The sequence below is a fragment of the Lutibacter aestuarii genome (genome assembly GCF_042676885.1).
Classification (GTDB): domain Bacteria; phylum Bacteroidota; class Bacteroidia; order Flavobacteriales; family Flavobacteriaceae; genus Lutibacter; species Lutibacter aestuarii.
On sequence record NZ_JBHTIC010000002.1, the window covers coordinates 398,070 to 423,090 of the forward strand.

General features: G+C 30.3%; 22 protein-coding genes. 13 read left to right on the forward strand and 9 right to left on the reverse strand.

The window, feature by feature from the left end; translation table 11 throughout:
• Nucleotides 1-21: 21 nt before the first annotated feature.
• A complete protein-coding gene (locus ACFQZW_RS01780; RefSeq protein WP_298263559.1) occupies nucleotides 22-426 on the forward strand; it encodes a heavy metal-binding domain-containing protein in 405 nt (134 codons plus the stop codon).
• A 73-nt stretch (nucleotides 427-499) separates the two neighbouring features.
• Here the strand turns inward: ACFQZW_RS01780 and groL are convergent, their stop codons facing one another.
• The 7 genes from groL to miaB all read right to left on the reverse strand — a co-directional run bounded on the left by groL (nucleotide 500) and on the right by miaB (nucleotide 6,960).
• Entirely contained in the window at nucleotides 500-2,137 is a 1,638-nt protein-coding gene (gene groL, locus ACFQZW_RS01785) for a chaperonin GroEL (RefSeq protein ID WP_372800781.1), read from the reverse strand.
• A gap of 26 nt (nucleotides 2,138-2,163) precedes the next feature.
• Nucleotides 2,164-2,442, reverse strand: a complete 279-nt coding sequence (locus ACFQZW_RS01790; protein WP_298263557.1) for a co-chaperone GroES — start codon at nucleotides 2,440-2,442, stop codon at nucleotides 2,164-2,166.
• A 160-nt stretch (nucleotides 2,443-2,602) separates the two neighbouring features.
• A complete protein-coding gene (secG, locus tag ACFQZW_RS01795; protein WP_298263555.1) occupies nucleotides 2,603-2,944 on the reverse strand; it encodes a preprotein translocase subunit SecG in 342 nt (113 codons plus the stop codon).
• Complete coding sequence (locus ACFQZW_RS01800; protein WP_386781364.1) at nucleotides 2,941-3,723, reverse strand: tetratricopeptide repeat protein; 783 nt, start codon at nucleotides 3,721-3,723, stop codon at nucleotides 2,941-2,943. Before ACFQZW_RS01800 ends, secG begins: the two co-directional genes overlap by 4 nt.
• A gap of 1 nt (nucleotide 3,724) precedes the next feature.
• On the reverse strand, nucleotides 3,725-4,231 hold the full coding sequence (locus ACFQZW_RS01805) for an LptE family protein (RefSeq protein WP_298263553.1): 507 nt from the start codon (nucleotides 4,229-4,231) through the stop codon (nucleotides 3,725-3,727).
• A gap of 51 nt (nucleotides 4,232-4,282) precedes the next feature.
• Entirely contained in the window at nucleotides 4,283-5,524 is a 1,242-nt protein-coding gene (locus ACFQZW_RS01810; protein ID WP_298263552.1) for a sigma-54 interaction domain-containing protein, read from the reverse strand.
• 2 nt (nucleotides 5,525-5,526) lie between these two features.
• A complete protein-coding gene (gene miaB, locus ACFQZW_RS01815) occupies nucleotides 5,527-6,960 on the reverse strand; it encodes a tRNA (N6-isopentenyl adenosine(37)-C2)-methylthiotransferase MiaB (RefSeq protein WP_298263550.1) in 1,434 nt (477 codons plus the stop codon).
• Between the two features lie 230 nt (nucleotides 6,961-7,190).
• Between miaB and ACFQZW_RS01820 the strand changes: the two genes are divergently transcribed.
• From ACFQZW_RS01820 to ACFQZW_RS01855, 8 genes are all read left to right on the forward strand, one after another.
• The gene (locus ACFQZW_RS01820; RefSeq protein ID WP_386781365.1) at nucleotides 7,191-8,438 is read left to right on the forward strand and encodes an LVIVD repeat-containing protein; all 1,248 of its coding nucleotides are present in this window, start codon (nucleotides 7,191-7,193) and stop codon (nucleotides 8,436-8,438) included.
• 152 nt (nucleotides 8,439-8,590) lie between these two features.
• A complete protein-coding gene (gene topA / locus ACFQZW_RS01825) occupies nucleotides 8,591-11,074 on the forward strand; it encodes a type I DNA topoisomerase (protein ID WP_386781366.1) in 2,484 nt (827 codons plus the stop codon).
• A 53-nt stretch (nucleotides 11,075-11,127) separates the two neighbouring features.
• Nucleotides 11,128-12,291: a formimidoylglutamase gene (locus tag ACFQZW_RS01830; RefSeq protein ID WP_372800774.1), complete on the forward strand. Its 1,164-nt coding sequence runs from the start codon at nucleotides 11,128-11,130 to the stop codon at nucleotides 12,289-12,291.
• 84 nt (nucleotides 12,292-12,375) lie between these two features.
• On the forward strand, nucleotides 12,376-13,731 hold the full coding sequence (gene porK / locus ACFQZW_RS01835) for a T9SS ring complex lipoprotein PorK/GldK (RefSeq protein WP_298287291.1): 1,356 nt from the start codon (nucleotides 12,376-12,378) through the stop codon (nucleotides 13,729-13,731).
• Between the two features lie 38 nt (nucleotides 13,732-13,769).
• Complete coding sequence (porL, locus tag ACFQZW_RS01840; protein WP_298263544.1) at nucleotides 13,770-14,417, forward strand: type IX secretion system motor protein PorL/GldL; 648 nt, start codon at nucleotides 13,770-13,772, stop codon at nucleotides 14,415-14,417.
• Nucleotides 14,418-14,461: 44 nt separating this feature from the next.
• Nucleotides 14,462-16,003: a type IX secretion system motor protein PorM/GldM gene (gene porM, locus ACFQZW_RS01845; protein ID WP_298263543.1), complete on the forward strand. Its 1,542-nt coding sequence runs from the start codon at nucleotides 14,462-14,464 to the stop codon at nucleotides 16,001-16,003.
• Between the two features lie 14 nt (nucleotides 16,004-16,017).
• Nucleotides 16,018-16,920, forward strand: coding sequence for a type IX secretion system ring subunit PorN/GldN (porN, locus tag ACFQZW_RS01850; RefSeq protein ID WP_386781367.1), 903 nt, complete (start codon nucleotides 16,018-16,020; stop codon nucleotides 16,918-16,920).
• A 78-nt stretch (nucleotides 16,921-16,998) separates the two neighbouring features.
• On the forward strand, nucleotides 16,999-18,039 hold the full coding sequence (locus tag ACFQZW_RS01855) for an NAD(P)/FAD-dependent oxidoreductase (RefSeq protein WP_386781368.1): 1,041 nt from the start codon (nucleotides 16,999-17,001) through the stop codon (nucleotides 18,037-18,039).
• Here ACFQZW_RS01855 and ACFQZW_RS01860 read toward each other — a convergent pair.
• A complete protein-coding gene (locus tag ACFQZW_RS01860; protein WP_386781369.1) occupies nucleotides 18,026-18,424 on the reverse strand; it encodes a DUF983 domain-containing protein in 399 nt (132 codons plus the stop codon). The genes ACFQZW_RS01855 and ACFQZW_RS01860 overlap by 14 nt on opposite strands.
• Before the next feature lie 66 nt (nucleotides 18,425-18,490).
• On the opposite strand from ACFQZW_RS01860, the gene ACFQZW_RS01865 reads away from it, so the two are divergent.
• From ACFQZW_RS01865 to ACFQZW_RS01875, 3 genes are all read left to right on the forward strand, one after another.
• Entirely contained in the window at nucleotides 18,491-20,410 is a 1,920-nt protein-coding gene (locus ACFQZW_RS01865; protein WP_386781370.1) for an ABC-F family ATP-binding cassette domain-containing protein, read from the forward strand.
• On the forward strand, nucleotides 20,401-21,333 hold the full coding sequence (locus ACFQZW_RS01870) for a 1-aminocyclopropane-1-carboxylate deaminase/D-cysteine desulfhydrase (protein WP_386781371.1): 933 nt from the start codon (nucleotides 20,401-20,403) through the stop codon (nucleotides 21,331-21,333). Before ACFQZW_RS01865 ends, ACFQZW_RS01870 begins: the two co-directional genes overlap by 10 nt.
• A 74-nt stretch (nucleotides 21,334-21,407) precedes the next feature.
• Nucleotides 21,408-22,340, forward strand: a complete 933-nt coding sequence (locus ACFQZW_RS01875; RefSeq protein WP_386781372.1) for a glucosaminidase domain-containing protein — start codon at nucleotides 21,408-21,410, stop codon at nucleotides 22,338-22,340.
• Between the two features lie 92 nt (nucleotides 22,341-22,432).
• On the opposite strand, the gene ACFQZW_RS01880 is transcribed toward ACFQZW_RS01875, so the two are convergent.
• Nucleotides 22,433-22,912, reverse strand: a complete 480-nt coding sequence (locus tag ACFQZW_RS01880; RefSeq protein ID WP_298263534.1) for a hypothetical protein — start codon at nucleotides 22,910-22,912, stop codon at nucleotides 22,433-22,435.
• A 157-nt stretch (nucleotides 22,913-23,069) separates the two neighbouring features.
• On the opposite strand from ACFQZW_RS01880, the gene ACFQZW_RS01885 reads away from it, so the two are divergent.
• A complete protein-coding gene (locus ACFQZW_RS01885) occupies nucleotides 23,070-25,004 on the forward strand; it encodes a YgiQ family radical SAM protein (RefSeq protein WP_372802456.1) in 1,935 nt (644 codons plus the stop codon).
• The last annotated feature ends 17 nt before the right edge of the window (nucleotides 25,005-25,021 follow it).

Genomic DNA, 25,021 nt, shown 5'->3' on the forward strand with positions numbered 1-25,021 from the left:
ATCATTAAAAATCAAAGAAACATGAAAAAATCAATTTTAGCTGTAGTGGCAATTTTTTCTTTTATGGTAGTATTTACATCTTGTAAAGAAACTAAAAAAAGTGAAGTAAAAGAAGAAACACATATGGAAAACCATGAACACAAAGATGGTGAAGAACATAAAATGTCTTCTAATGATGTTTTCCAATGTCCAATGGATTGTGAAAAAGGGAAAACTTATGATGAAAAAGGATCTTGTCCAGTATGTAAAATGGATTTAAAAATAAAATCAGGAGATACCGATATGGAACACGCTGAAGGGTGTAAATGTAAAGAAGGCGGAGAGTGTAAATGTGAAGAAGGAAAATGTGAATGTAAAACAGAAGTTGCTTCTAAAGAGATGGATTGTACCAAGTGTGAAGAAGGAAAATGTGAGTGCAAAGCATAACAAATTATTTCTGTAAACTAAAAAAGCTTCATAAATTTATGAAGCTTTTTTAGTTAATTTTGTAAATTGATTTTTACATCATTCCAGGCATTCCACCACCCATTGGAGGCATTCCACCGCCAGCTGGGGCATCTTCTTTAATATCAACCAAAGTACAAGCCGTTGTTAAAATCATACCTGCAACAGAGGCAGCATTTTCTAATGCAATACGAGTTACTTTAGTAGGATCAATAATACCAGCTTTTAACATTTTAGTGTATTCATCAGTTTTAGCATTATATCCAAAGTCTCCTTTGCCTTCCATTACTTTTGCTACAACCACAGAGCCTTCTCCACCAGCGTTTTCAACAATTTGACGTAATGGTTCTTCAATTGCTCTATCAAGAATTTTGATACCTGTTACTTCGTCTAAGCTATCAGTTGTAATAGATTTTAAAACTTCTTTGGTTCTAACTAAAGCAACACCTCCACCAGCAACAATGCCTTCTTCTACAGCAGCTCTTGTTGCGTGTAATGCATCGTCAACTCTATCTTTTTTCTCCTTCATTTCAATTTCACTAGCAGCACCAACATATAATACAGCTACACCTCCAGCTAATTTAGCTAAACGTTCTTGTAGTTTTTCTTTATCATAATCTGATGTGGTAGTTTCAATTTGAGCTTTAATTTGATTCACTCTAGCTTTAATATCTTCTGCACCACCAGCCCCATTAACAATTGTAGTATTGTCTTTATCAATAGTTACTCTTTCAGCAGTTCCTAACATTTCTAAAGTAGTGTTTTCAAGAGTTAAACCTCTTTCTTCTGAAATAACAGTACCACCTGTTAAAATAGCAATATCTTCTAACATTGATTTTCTTCTATCACCAAAACCAGGAGCTTTTACAGCAGCAATTTTTAGAGCACCTCTTAATTTGTTCATTACTAAAGTAGCTAAAGCTTCGCCTTCAACATCTTCAGCAATAATTAATAACGGTTTACCACTTTGAGCTACAGGTTCTAAAATTGGTAGTAAATCTTTAAGGTTTGTTATTTTCTTTTCAAATAATAAAATGTATGGATTTTCTAAATCGGTTAACATTTTATCTGCATTGGTAACAAAATAAGGAGATAGGTAACCTCTGTCAAATTGCATACCTTCAACAATATCAACATAGGTTGTGGTACCTTTAGCTTCTTCAACAGTAATAACACCTTCTTTTCCTACTTTTTCAAAGGCTTGTGCAATTAAATCTCCAATGGCTTCATCATTATTTGCTGAAATAGATGCGACTTGTTTTATTTTTTCAGATTTATTTCCTACTTCTTGAGATTGCTCTCTTAAATTTTCTACAATTGCAGCCACAGCTTTATCAATTCCACGTTTTAAATCTAACGGATTTGCTCCAGCAGCAACATTTTTTAAGCCTTCTTTTACAATAGCTTGTGCTAAAACTGTAGCAGTTGTAGTGCCATCACCAGCTAAGTCATTGGTTTTGGAAGCTACTTCTTTTACCATTTGTGCACCCATATTTTCAAGTGCATCTTCTAATTCAATTTCTTTAGCAACGGTTACACCATCTTTAGTAATTGCTGGTCCACCAAAGGCTTTACCAATTACTACATTTCTACCTTTTGGACCTAATGTTACTTTAACAGCGTTTGCTAAAGCATCTACTCCACGTTTAAGTCCGTCACGTGCTTCTATATCAAAAATTATATCTTTTGCCATTTTTTATATTTTTTAATTTTTATGAATTAAACAATTGCTAAAATGTCGCTTTCTCTCATTATTAAATATTCTTTACCTTCTAAAACAAGTTCTGTTCCAGCGTATTTACCATATAAAACAGTGTCACCAACATTAACAGTCATAGGCTCATCTTTAGTACCTTTTCCAACTGCTAAAACAGTTCCTTTTTGTTGTTTTTCTTTGGCTGAATCTGGGATGATTAATCCTGATGCTGTAGTAGTTTCAGCTGGAAGAGGTTCAACTAAAACTCTATCTGCTAATGGTTTAATATTAATTTTACTCATTTTGTAATTAGTTTAAAAATTATTAATTCTGTGAATTAAAGTTTCCAAAAGTGTGCCATTTTATTAAAACTGACAAATGTGCTTTTTAATGGATTTACTTATAAAAAAAATGCCAACGTGTCATTTACATTGGCATTTTTATATTTTATTTTATCAAAATTTATTGAACTGAATCTGGCAACGTAGTTGTTGCAGGTTGTGGAGCATCTTGTACTTCACGATTTTCAAGGGTATTTTCAATTTCTGAACTAGTATCAACTGCGTTTACTTTAGGGGCTGCAAAGTTAGAAACTAATATTAGTGCTAATAAAATTATTGAAAGAGTCCAAGTACTTTTGTCTAAAAAACTGGTTGTGTTTTGGACACCTCCTAAAGATTGTGTTCCACCACCTCCAAATGAAGAAGATAATCCACCACCTTTTGGGTTTTGTACCATTATAATTAATATTAGCAAGAATGCTACTATCATAATCAGAACTAAAAATATTGTATACGTTGTCATGATTTATTTTTTTGTAAAATTTTAATTGCTTTAATTCGGTCTGCAAAGAAACCACTTTTTTCTGGATATTTCAAAATTAAAATGCGGTAAGCTTTAATTGCATTTTCATATTTTTTTTGTTCAAGATAAACTTTAGCTAAAGTTTCAGTCATTATGCTTTTATCTTCTGATAAACTTTCTAATGAAATGTCCTTATTAGGAATATTCTTATCAATAGGTTTTATCTTTGGGTTTGTTTCAATAAATTGATCAATGAGTTTAAATTTAGGATGATCATTTGGTGAATTTTCAGGTTTGCTTTTCTCTCTTAAAATAGGGTTTTTAGAAATTAATTGCATCCATTCATTAAAAGAATGAGGTTCACTACTTTTAAACGAAATAGGTTTTCCTATTTCTAAAATTTTAGTTGCTTTAGTTTCGGTTGTTTTTTTAGTAGTAAAACTGAATTTATCAACTAATTTTTTATGAAGTATTTCAACAGTTTTTGGTTCAATAACTTCAATTTCTTCTAAAACTTGGTAGTTTTTTGAAGAAATATTATTAAATGAAAATGATGTTATAAAATCAAAAAGTACTTTTCTATCAACAATATATGCAGCTGTTATTTTTAAGGCTTTATTATATTTGAAATCGTTATTTTTATGAAATCCTTTTAATTGAATAGTTCTTGCAGCTTGAAAATAGGGAAATTCATTTAAAATTTCAGTTAACATAGTTGTTTGTTGATTATCAATACTTTCAGGATTTTGTAATAAATATGTAAAATCTGAATTATTCATCTTACCACTTAGCTACCGATGCGTTAAAAATATCTTGTGTAATACGTTCAATAATTTCATTAAAAGCATCATCTAAAAGTCCTCCAATTAATTGTGCATTTGCATCATAATCATAATAATGTGAAAAAGAACGTTCAAAATTATCTTCTTCTTTTTTATTGTTATAAAAACGAACATTTACAGTAATGGTTAGCCTGTTTTGTGCTGCTGTTTGTTGTGCAGTAGCAGTCATTGGGTTTATTTTGTATCCAGTAATTTCACCTTCAAATTGAAGGTCTCCACCAGAATTTACCGATGTTAAATTAGTTTGAGTATCAAATAAGTCTCTAAATTTTTGAGTAAATGTTTGACTTAAACTTGGCTCTACTAAAATAGCATTATTTGGAAAATAATCTATTTGAACAGTTTTTTCTCCAGAACTTAGGCTAATACTGTTAAATGAATAAAACCCACAGCTTTGCGTGGTTAATAAAACAAGAAATGAAATGATAATACTTAATTTTTTCATTAAAATATTTTTATTTTTTTTATAAAATAAATTCAAAGTTACTTATTTAAACTATAAATCGTATTGTTTTATTTTTCTATATAGAGTTCTTTCAGAAATACCTAACTCTTTGGCAGCTAATTTACGTTTGCCATTATTGCGTTCTAATGATTTTTTTATCAATTCAATTTCTTTTTCTTGAATAGATAAGCTTTCATCAGCGTCAATAGTTTCAGCAAATTCATAATCGTTTTCTTTGTCAAATGAGTCATTAATTCTTACAACTTCTACGTTGTTTTCCTGTTCTAAATCTAAAATATTTTTATCTTCTTTATAAATTTTTTCAATAAGATTTTTATTATCTTCCTGTACTTTAACGCTGTTACCACTTCGCATTAAATCGAGCGTTAATTTTTTTAAATCATTGATATCGTTACGCATATCAAACAAAATTTTATACATAATTTCTCTTTCTGAACCAAAATCACTGTTTGATTTTTTATGGTCAATAACCGAAGGTAAATTGGTGCCTTTACTAGGTAGGTACATCAGTAATCTTTCGGCAGAAATTTCTCTGTTTTCTTCTACCACAGAAATTTGTTCAGCAATATTGCGTAATTGACGAATATTTCCAGGGAAGCCATAGTTTTCAAGTACTTTGATAGCTTTGTCTGAAAGTCTAATTGTAGGCATTTTATATTTTTGAGCAAAATCTGAAGCAAATTTTCTAAATAGTAAATGAATATCTCCTAATCGTTCTCTTAAAGGAGGTAAATTTATTTCAATTGTACTTAATCTATAATACAAGTCTTCTCTAAATTTCCCTTTACTAATAGCACTTTGCATGTTAATATTGGTTGCAGCAACTATACGAACATTGGTTTTTTGCACTTGTGATGACCCAACTTTTATAAATTCACCATTTTCTAAAACTCTAAGCAATCTAACCTGAGTTGTTAAAGGAAGTTCTCCAACTTCATCTAAAAAAATAGTTCCGCCATCGGCAACTTCAAAATAACCTTTTCTAGTTTGTGTAGCTCCTGTAAAAGAACCTTTTTCATGTCCAAAAAGTTCACTGTCTATAGTTCCTTCAGGTATAGCGCCACAATTAACAGCAATATATTTAGAGTGTTTTCTGTGTGATAAATTATGAATTATTTTAGGAATACTTTCTTTACCAACGCCACTTTCTCCAGTTACCAATACAGAAATATCTGTTGGTGCTACTCTAATCGCTTTTTCTAGTGCACGATTTAGATGTAGGTCATTTCCAATAATTCCAAAACGTTGTTTTACTATTTGTAACGATTCCATTTTTAAACTTTTTTACCTATAAGTGTAGCTGAGGTGCAATTTTCAATATAAACTTGTACAAAATCTCCAACTTTTTCAGTCCCTTTTGGGAATACAACTACTGCATTTTGAGAGTTTCTTCCTTTCCAGTGTGCGTCAGATTTTTTAGAAGAACCCTCAATTAAAACTTCAACAGTTTTGCCTATAAATTGTTCCATACGGTACAACCCATGTTGTTGTTGCAGCTGAATAATTTCGTTAAGTCTTCTTTTCTTTACATCGTTTGGTACATCATCTGGCATTTTTTTTGCGGCTGGTGTTCCTGGTCTTTCAGAGTAAGCAAACATAAAACCAAAGTCGTATTTAACATACTCCATTAAACTTAAGGTGTCTTTATGTTCTTCTTCTGTTTCGCCACAAAATCCTGCAATCATATCTTGTGATAAAGCACAATCAGGTAAAATTCTTCTGATATTGTCTATTAATTCTATATATTCTTCACGAGTGTGTTGACGATTCATTCTTTGTAAAACTGTGGTGCTTCCTGATTGGACAGGTAGGTGAATGTACTTACAAATATTAGGGTGTTTAGACATAGTGTGAATTACATCTAAACTCATATCTTGAGGGTTAGAGGTAGAAAAACGAAAACGGATTTTTGGAAATTTTGTTGCAGCTAAATCTAATAGTTGTGCAAAATCAACGGCAGTTGCTTTTGCAATATCAGAGGCATTTTTAAAATCTTTTTTTAAGCCACCACCGTACCATAAATAACTATCTACATTTTGACCTAAAAGTGTAATTTCTTTATAGTTTTTTGAAACTAGTTCATTTATTTCTTCCAAAATGCTTTTTGGATCACGGCTTCTTTCACGTCCTCGTGTAAAAGGAACAACACAAAATGTACACATATTGTCGCAACCCCTAGTAATAGATACAAAAGCAGATACACCATTACTGTTAAGCCTTACTGGAGATACATCGGCATAGGTTTCTTCTTTAGATAAAATAACATTTACAGCATCTCTACCTGCATTAACTTCTTCTAATAAATTAGGTAAATCTCTATAAGCATCTGGACCAACTACCAAATCTACAATTTTTTCTTCTTCTAAAAATTTTGCTTTTAAGCGTTCAGCCATACACCCCAAAACTCCAACTTTCATCGTAGGGTTAATTTTTTTTACAGCATTGTATTTTTCCAGCCTTTTTCTAACGGTTTGTTCTGCTTTTTCTCTAATAGAACAGGTATTAACTAACACTAAATCTGCTTCTTCCATAACATGAGTGGTATTAAAACCCTCTTTTGAAAGTATTGAAGCAACAATTTCACTATCATTTAAATTCATTTGACAACCATAACTTTCTATATAAAGTTTTTTTGAATTGCCATCAATTTGTTCTGTTAAAAGTGCTTGCCCTTGCTTTTTTTCTTCTATAACTTTTTCGCTACCCATTATCTTTAAATATTAAAGCGCAAAGATATAACCAATATTTTAAAAATGTGACAAATTGGCAGAAATTTAACAAGTCGTTAAAAAGGTTTCTATCTCTAATTGATTATAGTGATTTTAAATTTTATTAATTGTTTAAGAATTAAATAATATAAAGTACTGTAGCGTTTTAATAAGTTTTAACGTATTAGTAATATATACTATAAAAATAAAAACCATAAACACAAACTTATATGAAAACTAAAATTCTTTTTTTATTTGCTGTTATATTTACTTTTATGATTTCCTGTAATAATAATGATGAGTTTGAAACTGTAAATGTTGCAAAAGCCGAATTTATGTCTCTCCAAGTATTTAGAGCATCGGTAGAGATTGTTGCACCAGTTCCAATTATTGAATCTGGTAAAATTTACGCATACAATAATTTAGTGTTGGTGAATGATATTGACAAAGGAATTCATATTATTGATAATTCGAATCCTGTATCTCCAGTTAAAATTGCTTTTATAAAAATAAAGGCAACAAAAGATATGGAGATTAAAGGCAATTATTTATACGCAGATAGTTTAATGGATTTGTTGGTTTTTGATATTTCAGACATTAATAATATTAAAGAAGTTGCACGTTTAAAAGATGTATTTCCTAGTTATATTCCAATGCCATTTATAGAGAACCTAGTTGTTGATTATGGAGAAAATGGAAATCAGGCTGGCGACATAATCGTTGGCTGGAAAATCACTCAAGAGCAACGAAGAATAGACGATGAAAGAAATTATAACACTGGAGGTGTTGTTTTTAATGATTTTATGACTCTTGCTTCTGCAGAATCTACTGGGCAAGGAGGTTCTTTAGCACGCTTTAAAATTGTTAATGATTATTTATACGCAGTAGACAGCCATAATATTAATATTTTTGATATTACTAATTTAGTAGCACCTAGAGAGTTGCAAGAAGTGCATGCTGGGTTTGATATTGAAACCATTTTTAATAAAGATAATTTACTTTTTTTAGGTAGTATGAGTGGTATGTATATTTACGATATTGAAACTCCTGAGAACCCAATATTTATTTCAGAATTTCAACACGGAACAGCTTGTGATCCAGTTGTAGTAGATGATAATTTTGCTTACATAACTTTAAGAGCGGGTAATTTTTGTGGTGCTTTTGAAAGTAGTTTAGAAATAGTTGATATTTCCGATGTGTACAATTTAGAACTTGTAAAATCGTATCCAATGGATAACCCTTATGGTTTGGGAATTAAAAATAATTTGCTTTTTATTTGTGATGGAACTTCTGGTTTAAAAGTATATAATAAAACAAAAATTGAAGATTTAGAATTACTAAACACTTTTAAAAATATTACTGCTTTTGATGTAATTCCAATGCAAAATAAGTTACTGTTAATAGGTAATAATACATTGTTTCAATATAATTATTCAGATAATGGACTTAATTTATTGAGTGAATATCATTTAAATTAAAAATAGTTTTTTCAGTAAAAACAGGCTTTAAAGCCTGTTTTTTTTATTTTTAGCAAATAGTTTTTGATAAGTATTAAAAATCTTATATACATTTGCAAACCAAAAGCACCGAAATATATATAAGGTGTTTTGTATGAAAAAAGGAATGATTTATGGCGAAAAATTTAGTAATAGTAGAGTCACCAGCAAAAGCAAAAACAATTGAGAAATTTTTAGGGAAGGATTTTCAAGTTGAATCAAGTTTTGGGCATATTGCTGATCTACCCTCTAAAGAATTAGGAATTGATGTTGAAGGTGATTTTATGCCGAAGTACTCAGTGTCTTCAGATAAAAAACCAGTTGTTAAAAAATTAAAAAGTTTAGCAAAAAAAGCCGATACGGTTTGGTTAGCATCGGATGAGGATCGTGAAGGAGAGGCAATTGCGTGGCATTTATTTGAACAACTAAAATTGAAGGAAGAAAATACGAAGCGTATTGTTTTTCATGAAATTACTAAAAAAGCAATATTAAAAGCTGTTGAAACACCGCGTAATATTGATTATAATTTAGTAAATGCCCAGCAAGCTCGTAGGGTTTTAGACCGCTTGGTTGGTTACGAGTTATCTCCAGTTTTATGGCGAAAGGTTAAAGGTGGCCTATCAGCAGGACGAGTTCAATCGGTAGCGGTGCGTTTAATTGTTGAGCGTGAGCGTGAAATAATGAGTTTTAAGCCTGAAGCATCTTATAAAGTTGTTGCACAATTTATTACTTCTGAAGGTAAGAAGTTTAAAGCCAATTTGCCAAAAAATTTCGAAACTAAAGAAAAGGCAGCAGCATTTTTAGAATCTTGTATTGGAGCAGATTTTAAAGTGGATGACTTGCAAAAGAAGCCTGCTAAAAAATCTCCAGCGCCTCCATTTACAACTTCTACTTTACAGCAAGAAGCTTCGAGAAAATTATATTTTCCGGTTGCAAAAACAATGATGATTGCACAACGTTTGTATGAAGCAGGGTTAATTACCTATATGAGAACAGATAGTGTAAACTTATCTAATGACGCAAAGAATGATGCTCAGCAAGAAATTATTTCTTCTTATGGAGAGGCGTATAGTAAACCAAGAAATTTTAGTACAAAATCTAAAGGAGCACAAGAAGCCCATGAGGCAATTAGACCTACAGATATGAGTTTGAGTTCAATATCTGTTGACTATGATCAAGATAGATTGTACGATTTAATTTGGAAAAGAACCATAGCCTCTCAAATGAGTGAAGCGCAATTAGAAAGAACTAATGTTAAAATTGCCAATAACCACAATAAAAAAGTATTGACGGCTAATGGAGAAATGATCAAATTTGAAGGGTTTTTAAAAGTATATTTAGAAGGTACTGATAATGAAGATGAAGAGCAAGCAGGAATGCTTCCAACGTTGGTAAAAGGTGAGCTTTTATCAAATAAAAATATAACAGCAACAGAACGTTACACGAAAGCACCATATCGTTTTACAGAAGCCTCATTAGTGAAAAGATTAGAAGAACTAGGTATTGGGCGCCCTTCTACATACGCACCAACAATTTCTACAATTCAAAAAAGAGAGTACATAGCAAAAGGTACTGTAGAAGGTGAAGATAGAAATTATACTCAATTAAAATTAAAAGGGAATGAAATAGCTACTAAAATTTTAACCGAAAAAGTAGGTTCTGATAAAGGAAAATTGATTCCTACAGATATTGGTAATATTGTAAATGACTTTTTAGTAGAAAATTTTTCAAATATTTTAGACTTTGGTTTTACCGCAAAAGTAGAATCTGAATTTGATGATATTGCTGAAGGGAAGGAAGATTGGATTGCTATGATTAAAGAGTTTTATAAAAAATTCCACCCTACGGTTGAAGATGTTGCTGAAAATGCGGATAGAGCCAAAGGAGAACGTTTGTTAGGAGTTGACCCCGAAAGTGGTAAAAATGTATATGCTCGCTTAGGAAGGTTTGGAGCAATGGTACAAATAGGAGAAGTTACCGATGAAGAAAAACCTAGATTTGCAAGTTTACAAGGTGACCAAACATTAACATCTATAACGTATGAAGAAGCAATGGATCTATTTAAACTTCCTAAAAAAATTGGTGGATTTGAAGGTGAAGACGTTATTGTTGCTAATGGTCGATTTGGACCTTATATTAAATTTCATAAAATGTATGTCTCAATCCCAAGAGGTGAAAATCCAATGTCGGTTGATATCAACAGAGCCATTGAATTGATAAAAGAGAAACAAAAAGCAGATGCCCCTATTGCTGAGTATGAAAATTTACCAGTACAAAAAGGTGTGGGTCGTTTTGGTCCATTTATTAAATGGAATAATATTTTTATCAATGTAAATAAAAAATACGATTTTGATACTTTATCACAAGCAGATATTGTTGAATTAATTGAAGATAAAAAGCAAAAAGAAATAGATAAAATTATTCATAACTGGGAAGATGAAGGAATTAGAGTTGAAAAAGCACGCTGGGGAAGATCTAATATTATCAAAGGAAAAACTAAAATTGAACTAGCAAAAACGGTTGATGCTTCTAAATTAACTTTAAACGAGGTAAAAGAGATTATTGAAAAAAATGCTCCTAAAAAGAAAACAACTAAACGTAAAGTGACTAAAAAATAAAAAATTTATTATATTGCGCTTAAAATTCTAAAAAGCCAACCAAACCCCCAATAATGAATTTTGACTTTCTAAAACCTTTAGATGATAGTTTGTTAGTACATGCTAAATTGCAGGCTAACTCTTCTCTTGGTCAGTGTATTGAAGTTTACACTGCTAAAGGTAATTTCCCTGATTTATCAAATAAGAAAATGGCACTTGTTGGTGTAGAGGAAGGGCGTGCAGCTGTAGGAAATTATGATACAGGCCTTAAATTAGAAGAAATTAGAAAGGAGTTGTACAAATTATACCCTGGAAATTGGCCAGTTAATATTGCAGATTTAGGGAATATATCAAAAGGAAATACAATTGAAGACACTTACTTTGCGCTTAATGAAATTATCACGTATTTATTAAAAAATAAAATAATACCTATTATAATTGGAGGTGGACAGGATTTAACATATGCAAATTATAGAGCTTACGATAAGCTAGAACAAACGGTAAATATTGTAACTGTAGATAGTAAATTTGATTTAGGTTTAATAGAAGAAGATTTAAATTCACAAACTTTTTTAAGTAAAATTGTGATGAATCAGCCAAATAATTTATTCAACTACTGCAATATAGGTTATCAAACCTATTTTAATTCACAAGAAGAAATAGACTTACTTGATAATTTATTTTTTGAAACATATAGGTTAGGAGAAGTTGTAAACTCAATACAAATTGTTGAACCAGCAATGAGAGATGCCGATATTGTTAGTATTGATTTATCAGCAGTTAGAAATTCTGATGCGTCTGGAAATAATAACGCTTCACCAAATGGCTTTACAGGAGCTGAAATCTGTGCAATAGCACGTTATGCAGGTATTAGTGATAAGGTTTCTTCTTTTGGAATTTATGAATTTAATTCTAAATTAGACGTCAAAAATCAAACAGCTCAATTAATTGCTCAAATGATTTGGTATTTTATTGAAGGAGTTAACTATAGAGCCAACGATTATCCTTTTGGACTCAAAGATAATTATCAAAAATATATAGTTCCTATTGAAAATGAAGTTTTAAATTTTCATAAAAGTAATAAAAGTGGGCGTTGGTGGATGGAAATTAGTTTAAATGATAATAATAAATTTAAAAGACATTCGTTAATACCATGTACTTATCAAGATTATGTTTGTGCAAGCAATCAAGAAATACCTGATAGGTGGTATAAAACATTGAAAAAAATGGTGCAATAAAATGTGTCAAATTATGAAAAATACATTTTTTGCTTTTTAAGATAATTAGTAATAGGTTTGTCTTTGTTGATTAAGAAAATAAATATGAAGAAAATATCATTGTATATTTTACTAGCATTAATAGTTTATAGTTGTAGATCAAATGATCAAGGTGAGTTAGTAGGCGTAAAGTCTAAAAGTAAATGGCAATCTGAAAAACCATTAGGTATGACTTTAATACCTGGAGGTTCTTTTACAATGGGTAAACAAAGTGAAGATATTGCCGGTTCATTAAATTCTCCAACGCGTACTGTAACTGTTAGACCATTTTATATGGACGAAACAGAAATTACTAATAGTGAATACAAAGAATTTGTTTTTTGGGTTAGAGATTCTATAGTTAGAACGGAATTAGCTTTATATGCCGAATTATTAGGAGAAGAAGGTTTAGAAGATTATAAATTTTTAAACGTTGAAGAAACTGATATGACTCCTTACCAACAATATATGATGGAAGCCTATGGAAGTATTGATGGAGATCCTAATTCACCAACACAGGGGAAGATGTTAAATTGGGAAGAAGAGATTATTTGGGATAAAAATCAATTTCCAAGTATTCAATATGCTGAAGTAATGGTTGATTCAATTTTTATACCTATTGAAGATAGCTTTGAAGGAAGAAGAATGGTGAATGTGGATAAATTGAAGTTTAAATATTATTATTTAGATCAAGAGGCTGCTGCAAAGAACGAAGGACAGAGAAGAGATTTTATTAAACAAGAAACTGTAAGAGTATACCCAGATACTACTGTTTGGGTGAGAGACTTTAATTATTCTTATAACGATCCAATGCATCAAGACTACTTTTATCACGAAGCCTATAACGATTACCCAGTTGTGGGTATTTCTTGGATTCAAGCAAAGGCTTTTTGTAGATGGAGAACAAAAAAGAAAAATGATTTTCTGAATACCAAAAGAAAATCAACAACAGTCCCTCAATTTAGATTAGCATCCGAAGCAGAATGGGAATATGCCGCTAGAGGCGGACTCGAAAATGCAACATACCCTTGGGGAGGTCCTTATACTACAAGTGATAGAGGCTGCTTTTTAGCAAACTTCAAACCAACGAGAGGTAATTATGCTGTAGATGGGGCATTATATACAATGGAAGCAAAATCATATTTCCCTAATGATTTTGGATTGTATAATATGGCAGGAAATGTGTCCGAATGGACAAATACTGCTTACAATGAAGAAACCTATTATTTGAGTTCAACAATGAATCCAAATGTATTGGACTCAAAAAATCATAGAAAAATAATTAGAGGAGGTTCTTGGAAAGATGTAGCTTATTTTTTAGAAGTAAGCACGCGTGACTATGAATATTCAGATTCTGCTCGAAGTTATATAGGATTTAGAACGGTACAAGACTTTTTGGGTACCGACATCAAAGGAAACTAAAAATCAACCTTAAATACTAAAATTTTAAAACTTTAATTATGGCACAATCAAAATCAACTAAAAAAATCTTTAACATGGCCTATGGCCTTGGAGCTTCAATTGTTATTATTGGAGCGCTTTTTAAACTTACCCACTATAGCATTGGTCCTTTAACAGGTGGTGTAATGTTAGCTATTGGATTAATTACAGAAGCAATAATTTTTGCAATTTCAGCTTTTGAACCAGTTGAAGAAGATTTAGATTGGTCGTTAGTGTATCCTGAGTTAGCAAATGGGAATAGAAGAGATAGAGATGCTGCAGAGGCTAAAGAAACTCAAAGCCTATTATCACAAAAACTAGATGATATGTTAAGAGATGCAAAATTAGATGCAAACCTTATGAAAAGCTTAGGAGAAAGTATTCAAAACTTTAAAGGTGCAGCAGAGAATATTGCACCAGCAGTTGATTCAATTGCAGCAACTAATAAATATAGTGAACAATTATCATTAGCTGCGGCTCAAATGGAATCTTTAAACAGTTTATACAAAGTACAGTTAGAAAGTACAAGCAAACAAGCTGAAATTAATGAACAAGTGGCAGAAAATGCAGGGAAATTGAAGGAGCAAATGGAATCGCTTGCAACCAATTTATCTTCATTAAATGGAGTTTATGGAGGAATGTTATCTGCAATGTCAGTTAAAAACTAATTAGTTATTTGTAACTAAATTATTAACCAAAAAAACTAATTAGAATGGCTTCAGGTAAATTATCACCAAGGCAGAAAATGATTAACTTAATGTACTTAGTTTTCATTGCTATGTTAGCAATGAACATGTCAAAGGAAGTATTATCTGCATTTGGTTTTATGAATGAAAAGCTAGTTGAAAATAATTCAACAGCAACAGAAAAAAATAAACAAACACTAAGCAATTTAGCAACAAAGGCACAAGAACAGCCAGAAAAATATGCAAATTTATATTCAACTGCAAGTAACGTAGATCAACTATCCAAAGATTTTACAGCATATTTAGAAGCAAAAAAAGAATTTTTTTTAACAGAACAAGAAGATCCAAAGGATTATGAAGCAATGGATCAATCAAATCTAGTTGACGAACACTTTTTTGCAAATGATAAACTTACCCAAGAAGGGCAGGAATTTGTAGATAAAATTTCAAACTATAAAACTGAAATTGTAAACCTTATAAAAGAACTTTTAGGAGAAGATCATCCACTAATTGCAGTAATTAATAAACGATTTGATACTTCAGATCAAAAAAAAGGAGTTGGTACACAGCCTTGGTTAAATAATAGATATGAAGGCTTTCCTTTAATATCAACTATTACCAATTTAACATCAATGCAAATGGATATTAAAACAACTCAATCTGAAATTTATGGAACTCTTTTAGGAGGTCAGTTAGAAAGCGATGTTTCTATGTCTAACTACAAAACAATTTTAATTCCAGAAAAATCTGCATTTTTTCAAGGTGAAAACTTTAAAGGCAAAGTTGTTTTAGGTAGATATGATTCTTCTTTAAAACCATCGGAAGTAGTTGTTAACGGACAAAATATTACAAAAATTGAAGATGGAGGAGCAATTTTAGATTTCCCTGCTGGCTCGGTGGGAGAAAGAGAAGTAAAAGGAAAATTCGTTTTTATGGAAAATGGTGAGCCTGTAGAAATTGAAATTAATAGTTCCTACGCGGTGATTCCTAAACCAAATAGCGCAGTTATTTCAGCGGATAAAATGAATGTAGTTTATAGGGGCGTGCCAAACCCTATGACTATTTCCATTCCTGGAATTCCTGACAATTTAGTAACTGCTACAGGAACAGGTTTAAACAGAGCTAGTGGATCTGGAAAATATGTTATGACTCCTAGTTCAGGGAGAGAAGTAACCATTAGAGTATCTGGAAAATTGCCAAATGGTCAAACCGTGAGTTCTTCTCAAAATTTTAGAATTAAAGATATTCCTTCTCCAGTTGGAACGATTAGAAAACAAGAAGGTTATGTAAAAATGCCAAAAACAAGTTTAGAAAATGCTACAGTAGGAGCAGCTTTGCCTGATTTTGATTTTGATTTAACTTTAAATACAACAGGTTTTACTATTAAAGTTCCAGGGCAATCAGCCGTTGTGGTTAGTGGTAGTAGAATGAATTCTCAAGCAAAAAAGGCTATTGCAAAAGCTAAAAGAGGTGAAGTTGTTATAATATTTGATATCAAATCATCGTTAGTAGGTAACAGTTCATATAAAATTAAAAATGCTTCTGCAGTTAGTATTGAGATTCAATAAATGGAAAATTAATTATGATGAATAAAAGAAATATTGGAATTTTAATTTTAGGATTTATGCTGGTAAACAACATGTTTGCTCAGTCAAATTTATTGAATGCTAAAAAACCTTCTGATATTGGTAAAAAAACTGCGGAACAATTAGCTACTGATAATGATAAACCATTAGAATATGGTTATGTTGATGATAGAGATATTCTTTGGTCTAAAGTAGTTTGGGAATATATTGATTTAAATGAGCGTATTAATTTACCAATGTATTACCCAGTAGATACTACAAACGTTTCTAAAGATAGACGTTCCTTATTCGATACTTTATTGCGTGGTATTAAAAATGATGAAATAACAGAAGTTTACGATGATTCATATTTTACAGCAAAAATGACCAAAGCTGAAATAAACAGTAAACTTTTTAGAATAGATACCACCGATGCTGGGTTTGACGAATTAAATGCAGGAAGCACAAATATTGATGAATATATAGATAAGGTTAATTTGACTTCTCAAGATATTGAAGGGTTTAAAATTAAAGGCTTGTGGTATTTTGATAAGCGTCAAGGAGAATTAAAATTTCGTTTATTAGCCATAGCTCCTGTTGCTCCAGATGTTCAAATTATGGGGAGAGAAGATATCGATATTTCTGAACAGCTTGCATTATTTTGGGTTTGGTTCCCAGATGCACGAAATGTTCTTCATAAAATGAAAGTGTTTAACCAAAAAAATTCAGCTTATCCTATTTCTTTTGATCATATACTTAATGCAAGAAGGTTTAGTTCTATTATCTATAAAGAAGAAAATATTTATGGCGATAGAGAAGTTTCTAATTATGTAAAAGGAAACGCACTTTTCCAAGTGCTAGAATCTAATAAAATTAAAGATGAAATTAGAAATAAAGAATTGGATATGTGGAACTATTAACTTTTAAAAGCAATAAATAACGAAAAACTCTTGTAACAACAACTACAAGAGTTTTTTGTTTTATACTAATTTTGTGATATGCAAGTAGATTATTTAATTGTTGGTTTAGGTTTAGCTGGTTTAGCTTTTACGAAAAAGTTAGAAGAAGAAAATAAATCTTTTATAGTTTTTGAAGATGATTCTCAAAATTCATCTAAAGTAGCTGGTGGCATGTACAATCCAGTAATTTTAAAAAGATTTACACCCGTTTGGGAAGCCGAAGATCAACTAAAAATAGCGTTACCTTTTTATAATGAGCTCGAAATCAAATTTCAAAAAAAATATGATTATAAAGTTGATATTTACAGAATATTTAAATCTATTGAAGAGCAAAATAATTGGTTTATAGCCGCCGATAAACCTTCTTTATCTAATTATATGAGCTCTAAAATTATTCATAAAAAGTTTAAAGGAGTGCTTTCAAATGCTGGTTTTGGTAAATTGACCAATACAGGTAGGATAGATACAAAAGAATTATTAAAAGACTATAGAACTTATTTAAACAATCAAAATAAACTTAAAGGTGAAAGCTTTATTTATTCTAATCTTGAGATAGCAAATAATGAAGTAGTATATAAAGAGATAAAAGCTTCAAAAATTGTTTTTTGTGAAGGTTTTGGACTCCAAAAAAATCCTTTTTTTAATTATTTGCCAATGCAAGAAGCTAAAGGAGAATTAATAATTATACATGCGCCTGAGTTAACAATAGATTTTTTAATTAAAGCAGCAGTTTTTGTAATGCCTTTAGGAAATAACTACTATAAAGTAGGAGCGACATTTAATTGGAAGGATAAAACAAAAAATCCAACGGAGGAAGGCAAACAAGAATTGATAACTAAATTAGATTCTTTTATAACCGTTCCTTATCAAATTGTTGAGCATATTGCAGGGATTAGGCCAACGATAAAAGACAGAAGACCTTTGGTAGGAAAACATCCAAAATATAAAAATTTAGCTATTCTAAATGGGTTAGGAACAAGAGGAGTTATGATTGCTCCAATTACCGCCAAAGCACTTTATAATTATTTAGAATATGATATTAAGTTGTCTACAGAAATTGATATTTCTAGGTTTTACTAGTGTTTAGTTTGGTAGAATTTGGTTTGTATTTTACAAATATATTTATCCAAATAATTCTAGATAATCTAATTGTAATTGGTATCGTTAAAATTAAAACAACAACTATAGGGAAGAAACTTTCTAACATTGTCATATCAAAAAACAAAGTAGCAATAACAAATGTAATAATTGCAAGTCCTACCGTTAAAGCATAATTTACATACATTGCGCCATAAAAAAATGAAGGTTCCATCATATATTTTAAACCACAATGAGCACATTTTTCATTCATTTTAAATGCTTTATGAAGTTTGAACATATTTTTTTCATTCATAAAATCTCCTTCGTGACATTGAGGACATTTATTAAATAAAATACTGTAAAGTTTACTTCCTTTTTTAATCATAACATTAATTAAAATTATAATAGATTTGCAAAGTTAAAATATTTTAATTCTTATAAGTAATAAATTATGTTAAACGCACACAACGTATCAATTTCATTTGGAGGCACAGAATTATTTTCAGAAATTACATTTAAGCTAGTTTCAGGAAATAGAGTTGGACTTATTGGAAAAAATGGTGCTGGAAAATCTACGTTGCTTAAAATAATTGCTCGTGAATTAGAATGTGATACGGGTACTATGGCGTTTGAAAAAAACACAAGTATTGGCTTTTTAAAACAGGATATAGATTTTACGTTTGGCAATACCATTTTAGAGGAAGCATATACAGCTTTTGTTGAAATAAAAAGTGTTGAAAAACAGTTAGAAGAAATAAATGTGCAACTTGCAGAGAGAACGGACTACGAATCTGAGTCTTACCATAATTTGTTACACGATTTAGATGATTTAACTCATAGGTATGAATTGCTAGGAGGATACAATTACCAAGGTGAAACTGAAAAGATTTTACAAGGATTAGGTTTTAAAAGAGAAGATTTTGGAAAACTTACCGAAACCTTTTCTGGAGGTTGGAGAATGAGAATTGAGTTGGCGAAGTTACTACTTCAAAAAAACGATATATTATTATTAGACGAACCAACAAACCATTTAGATATCGAATCGATAATTTGGTTAGAAAACTTTTTAAAATCTTACGCAGGAGCGGTGGTTTTAGTTTCGCATGATAAAATGTTTTTAGATAACGTAACCAATAGAACTATTGAAATTTCATTAGGTAAAATTTACGACTATAATAAACCTTATACTCAGTTTTTAGAATTGAGAAAAGATATAAAAGAGAAACAACTACAAGCACAGAAAAATCAGGAAAAAGAAATAAAACATACAGAACAACTCATTGAAAAATTCAGGTACAAAGCGTCTAAAGCTGCATTTGCACAATCCTTAATAAAAAAGTTGGAAAAAGTTGATCGAATAGAAGTTGATGGAGATGACCATGCAACATTAAATATTCGTTTCCCAATTTCAATTCAACCAGGTAAAATTATTATTGAAGCAAAAGATTTAGCTAAAAATTATGGAAGTAATCAGGTGCTAGAAAATGTAGATTTGTTAATAGAACGTAATAGTAAAATAGCATTTGTTGGGCAAAACGGACAAGGAAAATCTACGTTGGCTAGAATGATTGTTGGGGAAATAGATTTTGATGGAGATATGAAGTTGGGTCACAATGTTCAAATCGGTTATTTTGCTCAAAATCAAGCAGAGTATTTGAATGGTGAAAAAACAGTTTTGGAAATCATGGAAGATGCATCATCAGATGCTAACAGAACTAAAGTTAGAGATATGCTAGGTTCCTTTTTGTTTAGTGGAGAAGATGTAGATAAAAAAGTTAAAGTTCTTTCGGGAGGTGAAAGAAATAGATTGGCTTTATGTAAAATGCTTTTAAATCCATTTAATGTATTGGTTATGGATGAACCAACCAATCATTTAGATATTGCATCAAAAAATGTTCTTAAGCAGGCGCTCAATAATTTTGAAGGCACCTTAATTTTAGTTTCACACGATCGTGATTTTTTACAAGGGTTAAGTAATAAAGTATATGAATTTAAAGACAAAGTAATAAAAGAATATTTAGGAGATATTGATTATTATTTAGAGCAATACAATTTAGAAGATTTTAGAGAAATTGAGAAAAGAACCGTTGAAAAGTCAGAAACTATTTCTAAAGGGAAGGATGCATATTTAGAGAATAAGCAAAGAGAAAAGGAGGCTAAACAATTAAAAAATAGATTAGCAAAAGTGGAAAAAAATATTGCAATTTTAGAAACTGATATTTTAAACTTAGATGCAGAAATTTTTGAAAATTCTGAACAAGTTACTTCTAATCCTGATTTTTTTAAGAATTATCAAGCTAAAAAAGATCAATTAGATGTATTAATGGAAGAGTGGGAAGATCTACAAATGAAGATTGAAGAATGCTCTTAGGAACTAAAAATAGTAGAATTCAACAAGTTCATTTTTCAGAAATAGCTGATAAAAAAGTGTCACTTTTTATAAAAAGGGAAGATGAATTGCATCCTTTTATTTCAGGGAATAAATACAGGAAACTTAAATACAATATTGAAGAAGCTCTAAAACAAAATAAAACTACTTTATTAACCTTTGGAGGTGCATATTCTAATCATATAGCCGCCACTGCTGCTGCAGGTTTTGAATATAAATTTAAAACTATTGGAATTATAAGAGGAGATGAACTAGCTCGTAATTTAAATGAAATTCTTCAAAATAACCCAACGTTAAAGTTTGCATCAGAGCATCAAATGCAATTACATTTTGTATCTAGAAGCAGCTATAGAAATAAAACATCTAAAGTTTTTATTGATTCTTTAAAAAAAATGTTTGGTAATTTTTATTTAGTTCCTGAAGGAGGAACCAATAAATTTGCAGTCAGAGGTTGTGAAGAAATATTAAATGAAGAAGATACCAAATTTGATGTTATTTGTTCTGCTGTAGGTACTGGAGGAACAATTTCAGGTTTAATAAATTCTACTAAAAAATATCAAAAAGTAATCGGTTTTCCAGCTTTGAAAGGTGATTTTCTTCAAAATGAAATTAAAAAATATGTACTAAGAAATGATAATTGGAGTTTAAATACTAACTATCATTTTGGTGGTTATGCTAAAGTTTCAGTAGAATTAATTAATTTTATCAATAAATTTAAAGCAGAAACAGACATAGCATTGGATCCAGTTTATACTGGAAAAATGATTTTTGGACTAGTGGAAGAAATAAAAAAGGACTGTTTTCCAAATGGAACCAAAATTTTAGCAATACATACTGGTGGTTTGCAAGGAATTGATGGAATGAATATTTTTTTAAATAAAAAGAAAATGCCCCAAATACAATAATTATGAGATTTAAACATGTATTTTTTTGTTTGTTAACAATCTGTTTACTTGCAAGTTGTAAGTCTAAAAAAAGAATGGCTAAAGCTTCTAAAGTAAAGCAAAAAGAAGTTATCATTGAGCAAAAGACGAATAATCCAATTTCTAAAAGATCTCAAATTCAACCGACAATTAAGGATGCTACACTAGCTTATATTGAAAAATATAAACAAACCGCGATGGATGAAATGAAAATTTATAAAATACCAGCAAGTATTACCCTAGCACAAGGTATTTTAGAATCTTCAAGTGGGAAAAGTGAATTAACTAGAAAGTCTAACAATCATTTTGGTATAAAATGCCATAGAGGTTGGGAAGGCGACAAAACCTATCATGATGATGATGCTAAAGGAGAATGCTTTAGAGTATATAAAGATCCTAGTAAATCATTTAGAGATCATTCGTTATTTTTAAAACATAGATCTAGATATTCTAAATTATTTAAATACAATCAAGGAGATTATGTAGCCTGGGCAAAAGGGTTAAGTGAAGCTGGTTATGCAACAGATAGAAGGTACCCTGCAAAATTAATTGCACTAATTGAAAAATACGATCTACATAAATACGATACTCAAGTTTTGGGAACTGCTTTTAAAATTGATGAAGAAGTAAAAGAACGAATTGTTTTCAAAGAATCAAATAAAGAAATAGAAAATTTGGCAGAAGGGTTTCATAGAGTTAAAACTAAAGAAACATTATTTTCAATTTCAAAAAAATATGGACTTACCGTTAAAGAGCTTAAAAAACTTAATAAACTGAGGTCTAATAATTTATATGTTGGGCAAAAATTGCAAGTAGTAGATAATAAAACAATTGTAAACAAAAAAACTACTACCCATAATGTTAAGGAGGGAGATACCTTATATTCAATATCTAAAAAATATAATTTAACGATTCAAGAATTAAAAATATTAAACGGTTTAAATTCAAATAATATAAGTGTTGGTCAAACTTTATTAATAACAAAATAATTGCTTTTCTATTAAAATAATACATTATTTTAAAAAAACGAGTTGTTAAAACAACTCGTTTTTTCATTCTAACAATTAAGATTTAAAACGAACTAAAATCTATTTTTATGTTTTCTAAAGGAAGTCGTTTTTTTGTTTGATCTATTAGCTTTATTATTGAATTTTTTGGCAGTTCTAAATCTTTGAGTTTTACTAAATTTTTCCCATTTGCTAAATTGCTCTTTGTTTAAAATTTTTTTCATTTCAGCTTTAGTAGCTATCTGTCTATCTAATCTGTCTTGTTTATTTCTGAAACGTTCATCTGATGAAATTTTTGTTCCATTTTGTTTTTGAGCTCTAAATTCGGCTCTTTTTTGTTCTAACTCTTTAGCCTGTTTTAATTTTAATTCTAAAATAGCTTTTTGTTGACTTTCATTTAAATCTAAATTTAAAGCCATTCTTTTAACTTGTAATTCAGCTTTTTGTTCAGCGCTATAATTAGTTCTTTGCTGAGCTCTTTGGTTATAACCTTGTGCGTTAATATGAACTGAGAAAAGTAATGTTAGTGTAAGAAATCCTATTATTTTTTTCATGATAAATTATTTTTTTGTTATTTATGTCTTTTTGACTACATTAAATTTAAAAGGTTTAATTTGTTAACAATCATTAACATTAGTTAACAAAAGCTTTAGAAACTAGGTAATTTAAAGTTGTAGTAGAATCATTTTATTTAATGTACTTTTGCAAAATATGAAGATGAACAAACTTTCAGATTGGTTACCTACTACTAGCAAAGAGGTGAAGTTAAGAGGTTGGGAAGAATTAGATGTAATTCTTTTTAGCGGAGATGCCTATGTAGATCATCCGGCATTTGGCCATGCGGTAGTTGGTAGAATATTGGAAAGTTATGGTTTAAAAGTAGCGATTATTCCTCAGCCAAGTGTACACGATAATTTGCAAGATTTTACAAAGTTAGGTAAGCCTAAGATGTTTTTTGCTGTTACAGGAGGTTGTATGGATCCTATGGTAAGTAATTATACAGCAAGTAAAAGAAGGAGAGATAAAGATGCTTACACACCAAATGGAGATAAAGGGTTTAGACCAGATTACGCTACCACAGTTTATACAAAAATTTTAAAGGAAAAGTTTCCAGATGTCCCTGTTTTAATTGGAGGGATTGAGGCTTCATTAAGAAGAGTTACACATTATGATTATTGGAGTGATACTTTAAAACCTACAATTTTAGAAGACTCTAAGGCAGATTTATTAGTGTATGGTATGGGTGAACAACCTTTACGAGAGATAGTTACTTTGCTTCAAAAAGGCGTACCATTTTCAAGTTTAACCACAATTAAACAAACAGCTTTTCTATTAAATATAGGCGAAAATATTCCTAAAAACAAAAATTGGAATGATGTAACAATTCATTCTCACGAAGTTTGTTTAAAAGATAAAAAATTGTTCGCGTCTAATTTTAAGGTTATTGAACAAGAGTCAAATAAATTATTTGCTGATAGAATTTTTCAAGGGGTAGGAGATAAAACATTAGTTATAAATCCACCTTTTGAAACTATGACAGAAGCAGAAATAGATGCTTCGTTTGATTTGCCATTTACCCGTTTACCACATCCAAAATATAATAAAAGAGGAGCAATTCCTGCTTTTGAAATGATCAAATTTTCAATAAATATACATAGAGGTTGTTTTGGAGGATGTAGTTTTTGTACTATTTCTGCTCATCAAGGAAAATTTATTGCAAGTAGAAGTCAGGAATCTATTTTAAAAGAAGTTGATCAAGTAGCAAATATGCCAGATTTTAAAGGGTATTTGTCTGATATTGGAGGACCTTCGGCAAATATGTATAAAATGAAAGGAAAAGTACAAGAAATTTGCGATAAATGTGTTTCACCATCTTGCATATCGCCCGTTATTTGTCATAATTTAGATACTTCACACAAACCTTTAACAGAATTGTATCAGGCTGTAGACAAGCATCCTAAAATAAAAAAATCGTTTATTGGTAGTGGAATAAGACATGATATGTTGGTTCCTGAATTTAATAAAAAGGCCGATCCAAAAGAGTTAGATGCTTATACAGAAGAAGTTATGACCAAGCATGTTTCAGGTAGGTTAAAAGTTGCACCAGAACATACTTCTGATCCTGTTTTAAAGTTAATGAGAAAACCATCATTTAGTTATTTTCATAAATTTAAAGAGCGCTTTGACAAAATAAATATTCGTAAAAAGCTTAATCTACAATTAATACCTTACTTTATATCTAACCACCCAGCTTGTGAAGTTGAAGATATGGCTAATTTGGCCGCTGAAACTAAAGATATGGGGTTTCAATTAGAGCAAGTTCAAGGGTTTACACCAACTCCAATGACGGTTGCAACTGTGATTTATTATAGTGGGTATCATCCATACACGTTAAAACCAACGAGAACACCAAAATCTAAAAAAGAAAAAGACGATCAACATCGATTTTTCTTTTGGTATAAAAAGGAAAATCAACAATGGATAAGAAACACCTTAACCAAAGTTGGCAGAACAGATTTATTAAATAAATTAATTCCTTCTACAGTATCTTGGAAAAAAAATAAGGAAGTTAAAGATACTTTTAATGATGCAGTACCTTTTACAAGTAGAAAAAAGAAGAAGTTTAATAAAAAAAGAAAAAGATAACGATAACTTAAAGAGTA

Excerpts from the sequence above, each read along its gene's own strand:
- ACFQZW_RS01780 (WP_298263559.1), top strand. The coding sequence starts at position 22 with ATGAAAAAATCAATTTTAGCTGTAGTGGCAATTTTTTCTTTTATGGTA.
- groL (WP_372800781.1), bottom strand. The coding sequence starts at position 2,137 with ATGGCAAAAGATATAATTTTTGATATAGAAGCACGTGACGGACTTAAA.
- ACFQZW_RS01790 (WP_298263557.1), bottom strand. The coding sequence starts at position 2,442 with ATGAGTAAAATTAATATTAAACCATTAGCAGATAGAGTTTTAGTTGAA.
- secG (WP_298263555.1), bottom strand. The coding sequence starts at position 2,944 with ATGACAACGTATACAATATTTTTAGTTCTGATTATGATAGTAGCATTC.
- ACFQZW_RS01800 (WP_386781364.1), bottom strand. The coding sequence starts at position 3,723 with ATGAATAATTCAGATTTTACATATTTATTACAAAATCCTGAAAGTATT.
- ACFQZW_RS01805 (WP_298263553.1), bottom strand. The coding sequence starts at position 4,231 with ATGAAAAAATTAAGTATTATCATTTCATTTCTTGTTTTATTAACCACG.
- ACFQZW_RS01810 (WP_298263552.1), bottom strand. The coding sequence starts at position 5,524 with ATGGAATCGTTACAAATAGTAAAACAACGTTTTGGAATTATTGGAAAT.
- miaB (WP_298263550.1), bottom strand. The coding sequence starts at position 6,960 with ATGGGTAGCGAAAAAGTTATAGAAGAAAAAAAGCAAGGGCAAGCACTT.
- ACFQZW_RS01820 (WP_386781365.1), top strand. The coding sequence starts at position 7,191 with ATGAAAACTAAAATTCTTTTTTTATTTGCTGTTATATTTACTTTTATG.
- topA (WP_386781366.1), top strand. The coding sequence starts at position 8,591 with ATGGCGAAAAATTTAGTAATAGTAGAGTCACCAGCAAAAGCAAAAACA.
- ACFQZW_RS01830 (WP_372800774.1), top strand. The coding sequence starts at position 11,128 with ATGAATTTTGACTTTCTAAAACCTTTAGATGATAGTTTGTTAGTACAT.
- porK (WP_298287291.1), top strand. The coding sequence starts at position 12,376 with ATGAAGAAAATATCATTGTATATTTTACTAGCATTAATAGTTTATAGT.
- porL (WP_298263544.1), top strand. The coding sequence starts at position 13,770 with ATGGCACAATCAAAATCAACTAAAAAAATCTTTAACATGGCCTATGGC.
- porM (WP_298263543.1), top strand. The coding sequence starts at position 14,462 with ATGGCTTCAGGTAAATTATCACCAAGGCAGAAAATGATTAACTTAATG.
- porN (WP_386781367.1), top strand. The coding sequence starts at position 16,018 with ATGATGAATAAAAGAAATATTGGAATTTTAATTTTAGGATTTATGCTG.
- ACFQZW_RS01855 (WP_386781368.1), top strand. The coding sequence starts at position 16,999 with ATGCAAGTAGATTATTTAATTGTTGGTTTAGGTTTAGCTGGTTTAGCT.
- ACFQZW_RS01860 (WP_386781369.1), bottom strand. The coding sequence starts at position 18,424 with ATGATTAAAAAAGGAAGTAAACTTTACAGTATTTTATTTAATAAATGT.
- ACFQZW_RS01865 (WP_386781370.1), top strand. The coding sequence starts at position 18,491 with ATGTTAAACGCACACAACGTATCAATTTCATTTGGAGGCACAGAATTA.
- ACFQZW_RS01870 (WP_386781371.1), top strand. The coding sequence starts at position 20,401 with ATGCTCTTAGGAACTAAAAATAGTAGAATTCAACAAGTTCATTTTTCA.
- ACFQZW_RS01875 (WP_386781372.1), top strand. The coding sequence starts at position 21,408 with ATGGCTAAAGCTTCTAAAGTAAAGCAAAAAGAAGTTATCATTGAGCAA.
- ACFQZW_RS01880 (WP_298263534.1), bottom strand. The coding sequence starts at position 22,912 with ATGAAAAAAATAATAGGATTTCTTACACTAACATTACTTTTCTCAGTT.
- ACFQZW_RS01885 (WP_372802456.1), top strand. The coding sequence starts at position 23,070 with ATGAAGATGAACAAACTTTCAGATTGGTTACCTACTACTAGCAAAGAG.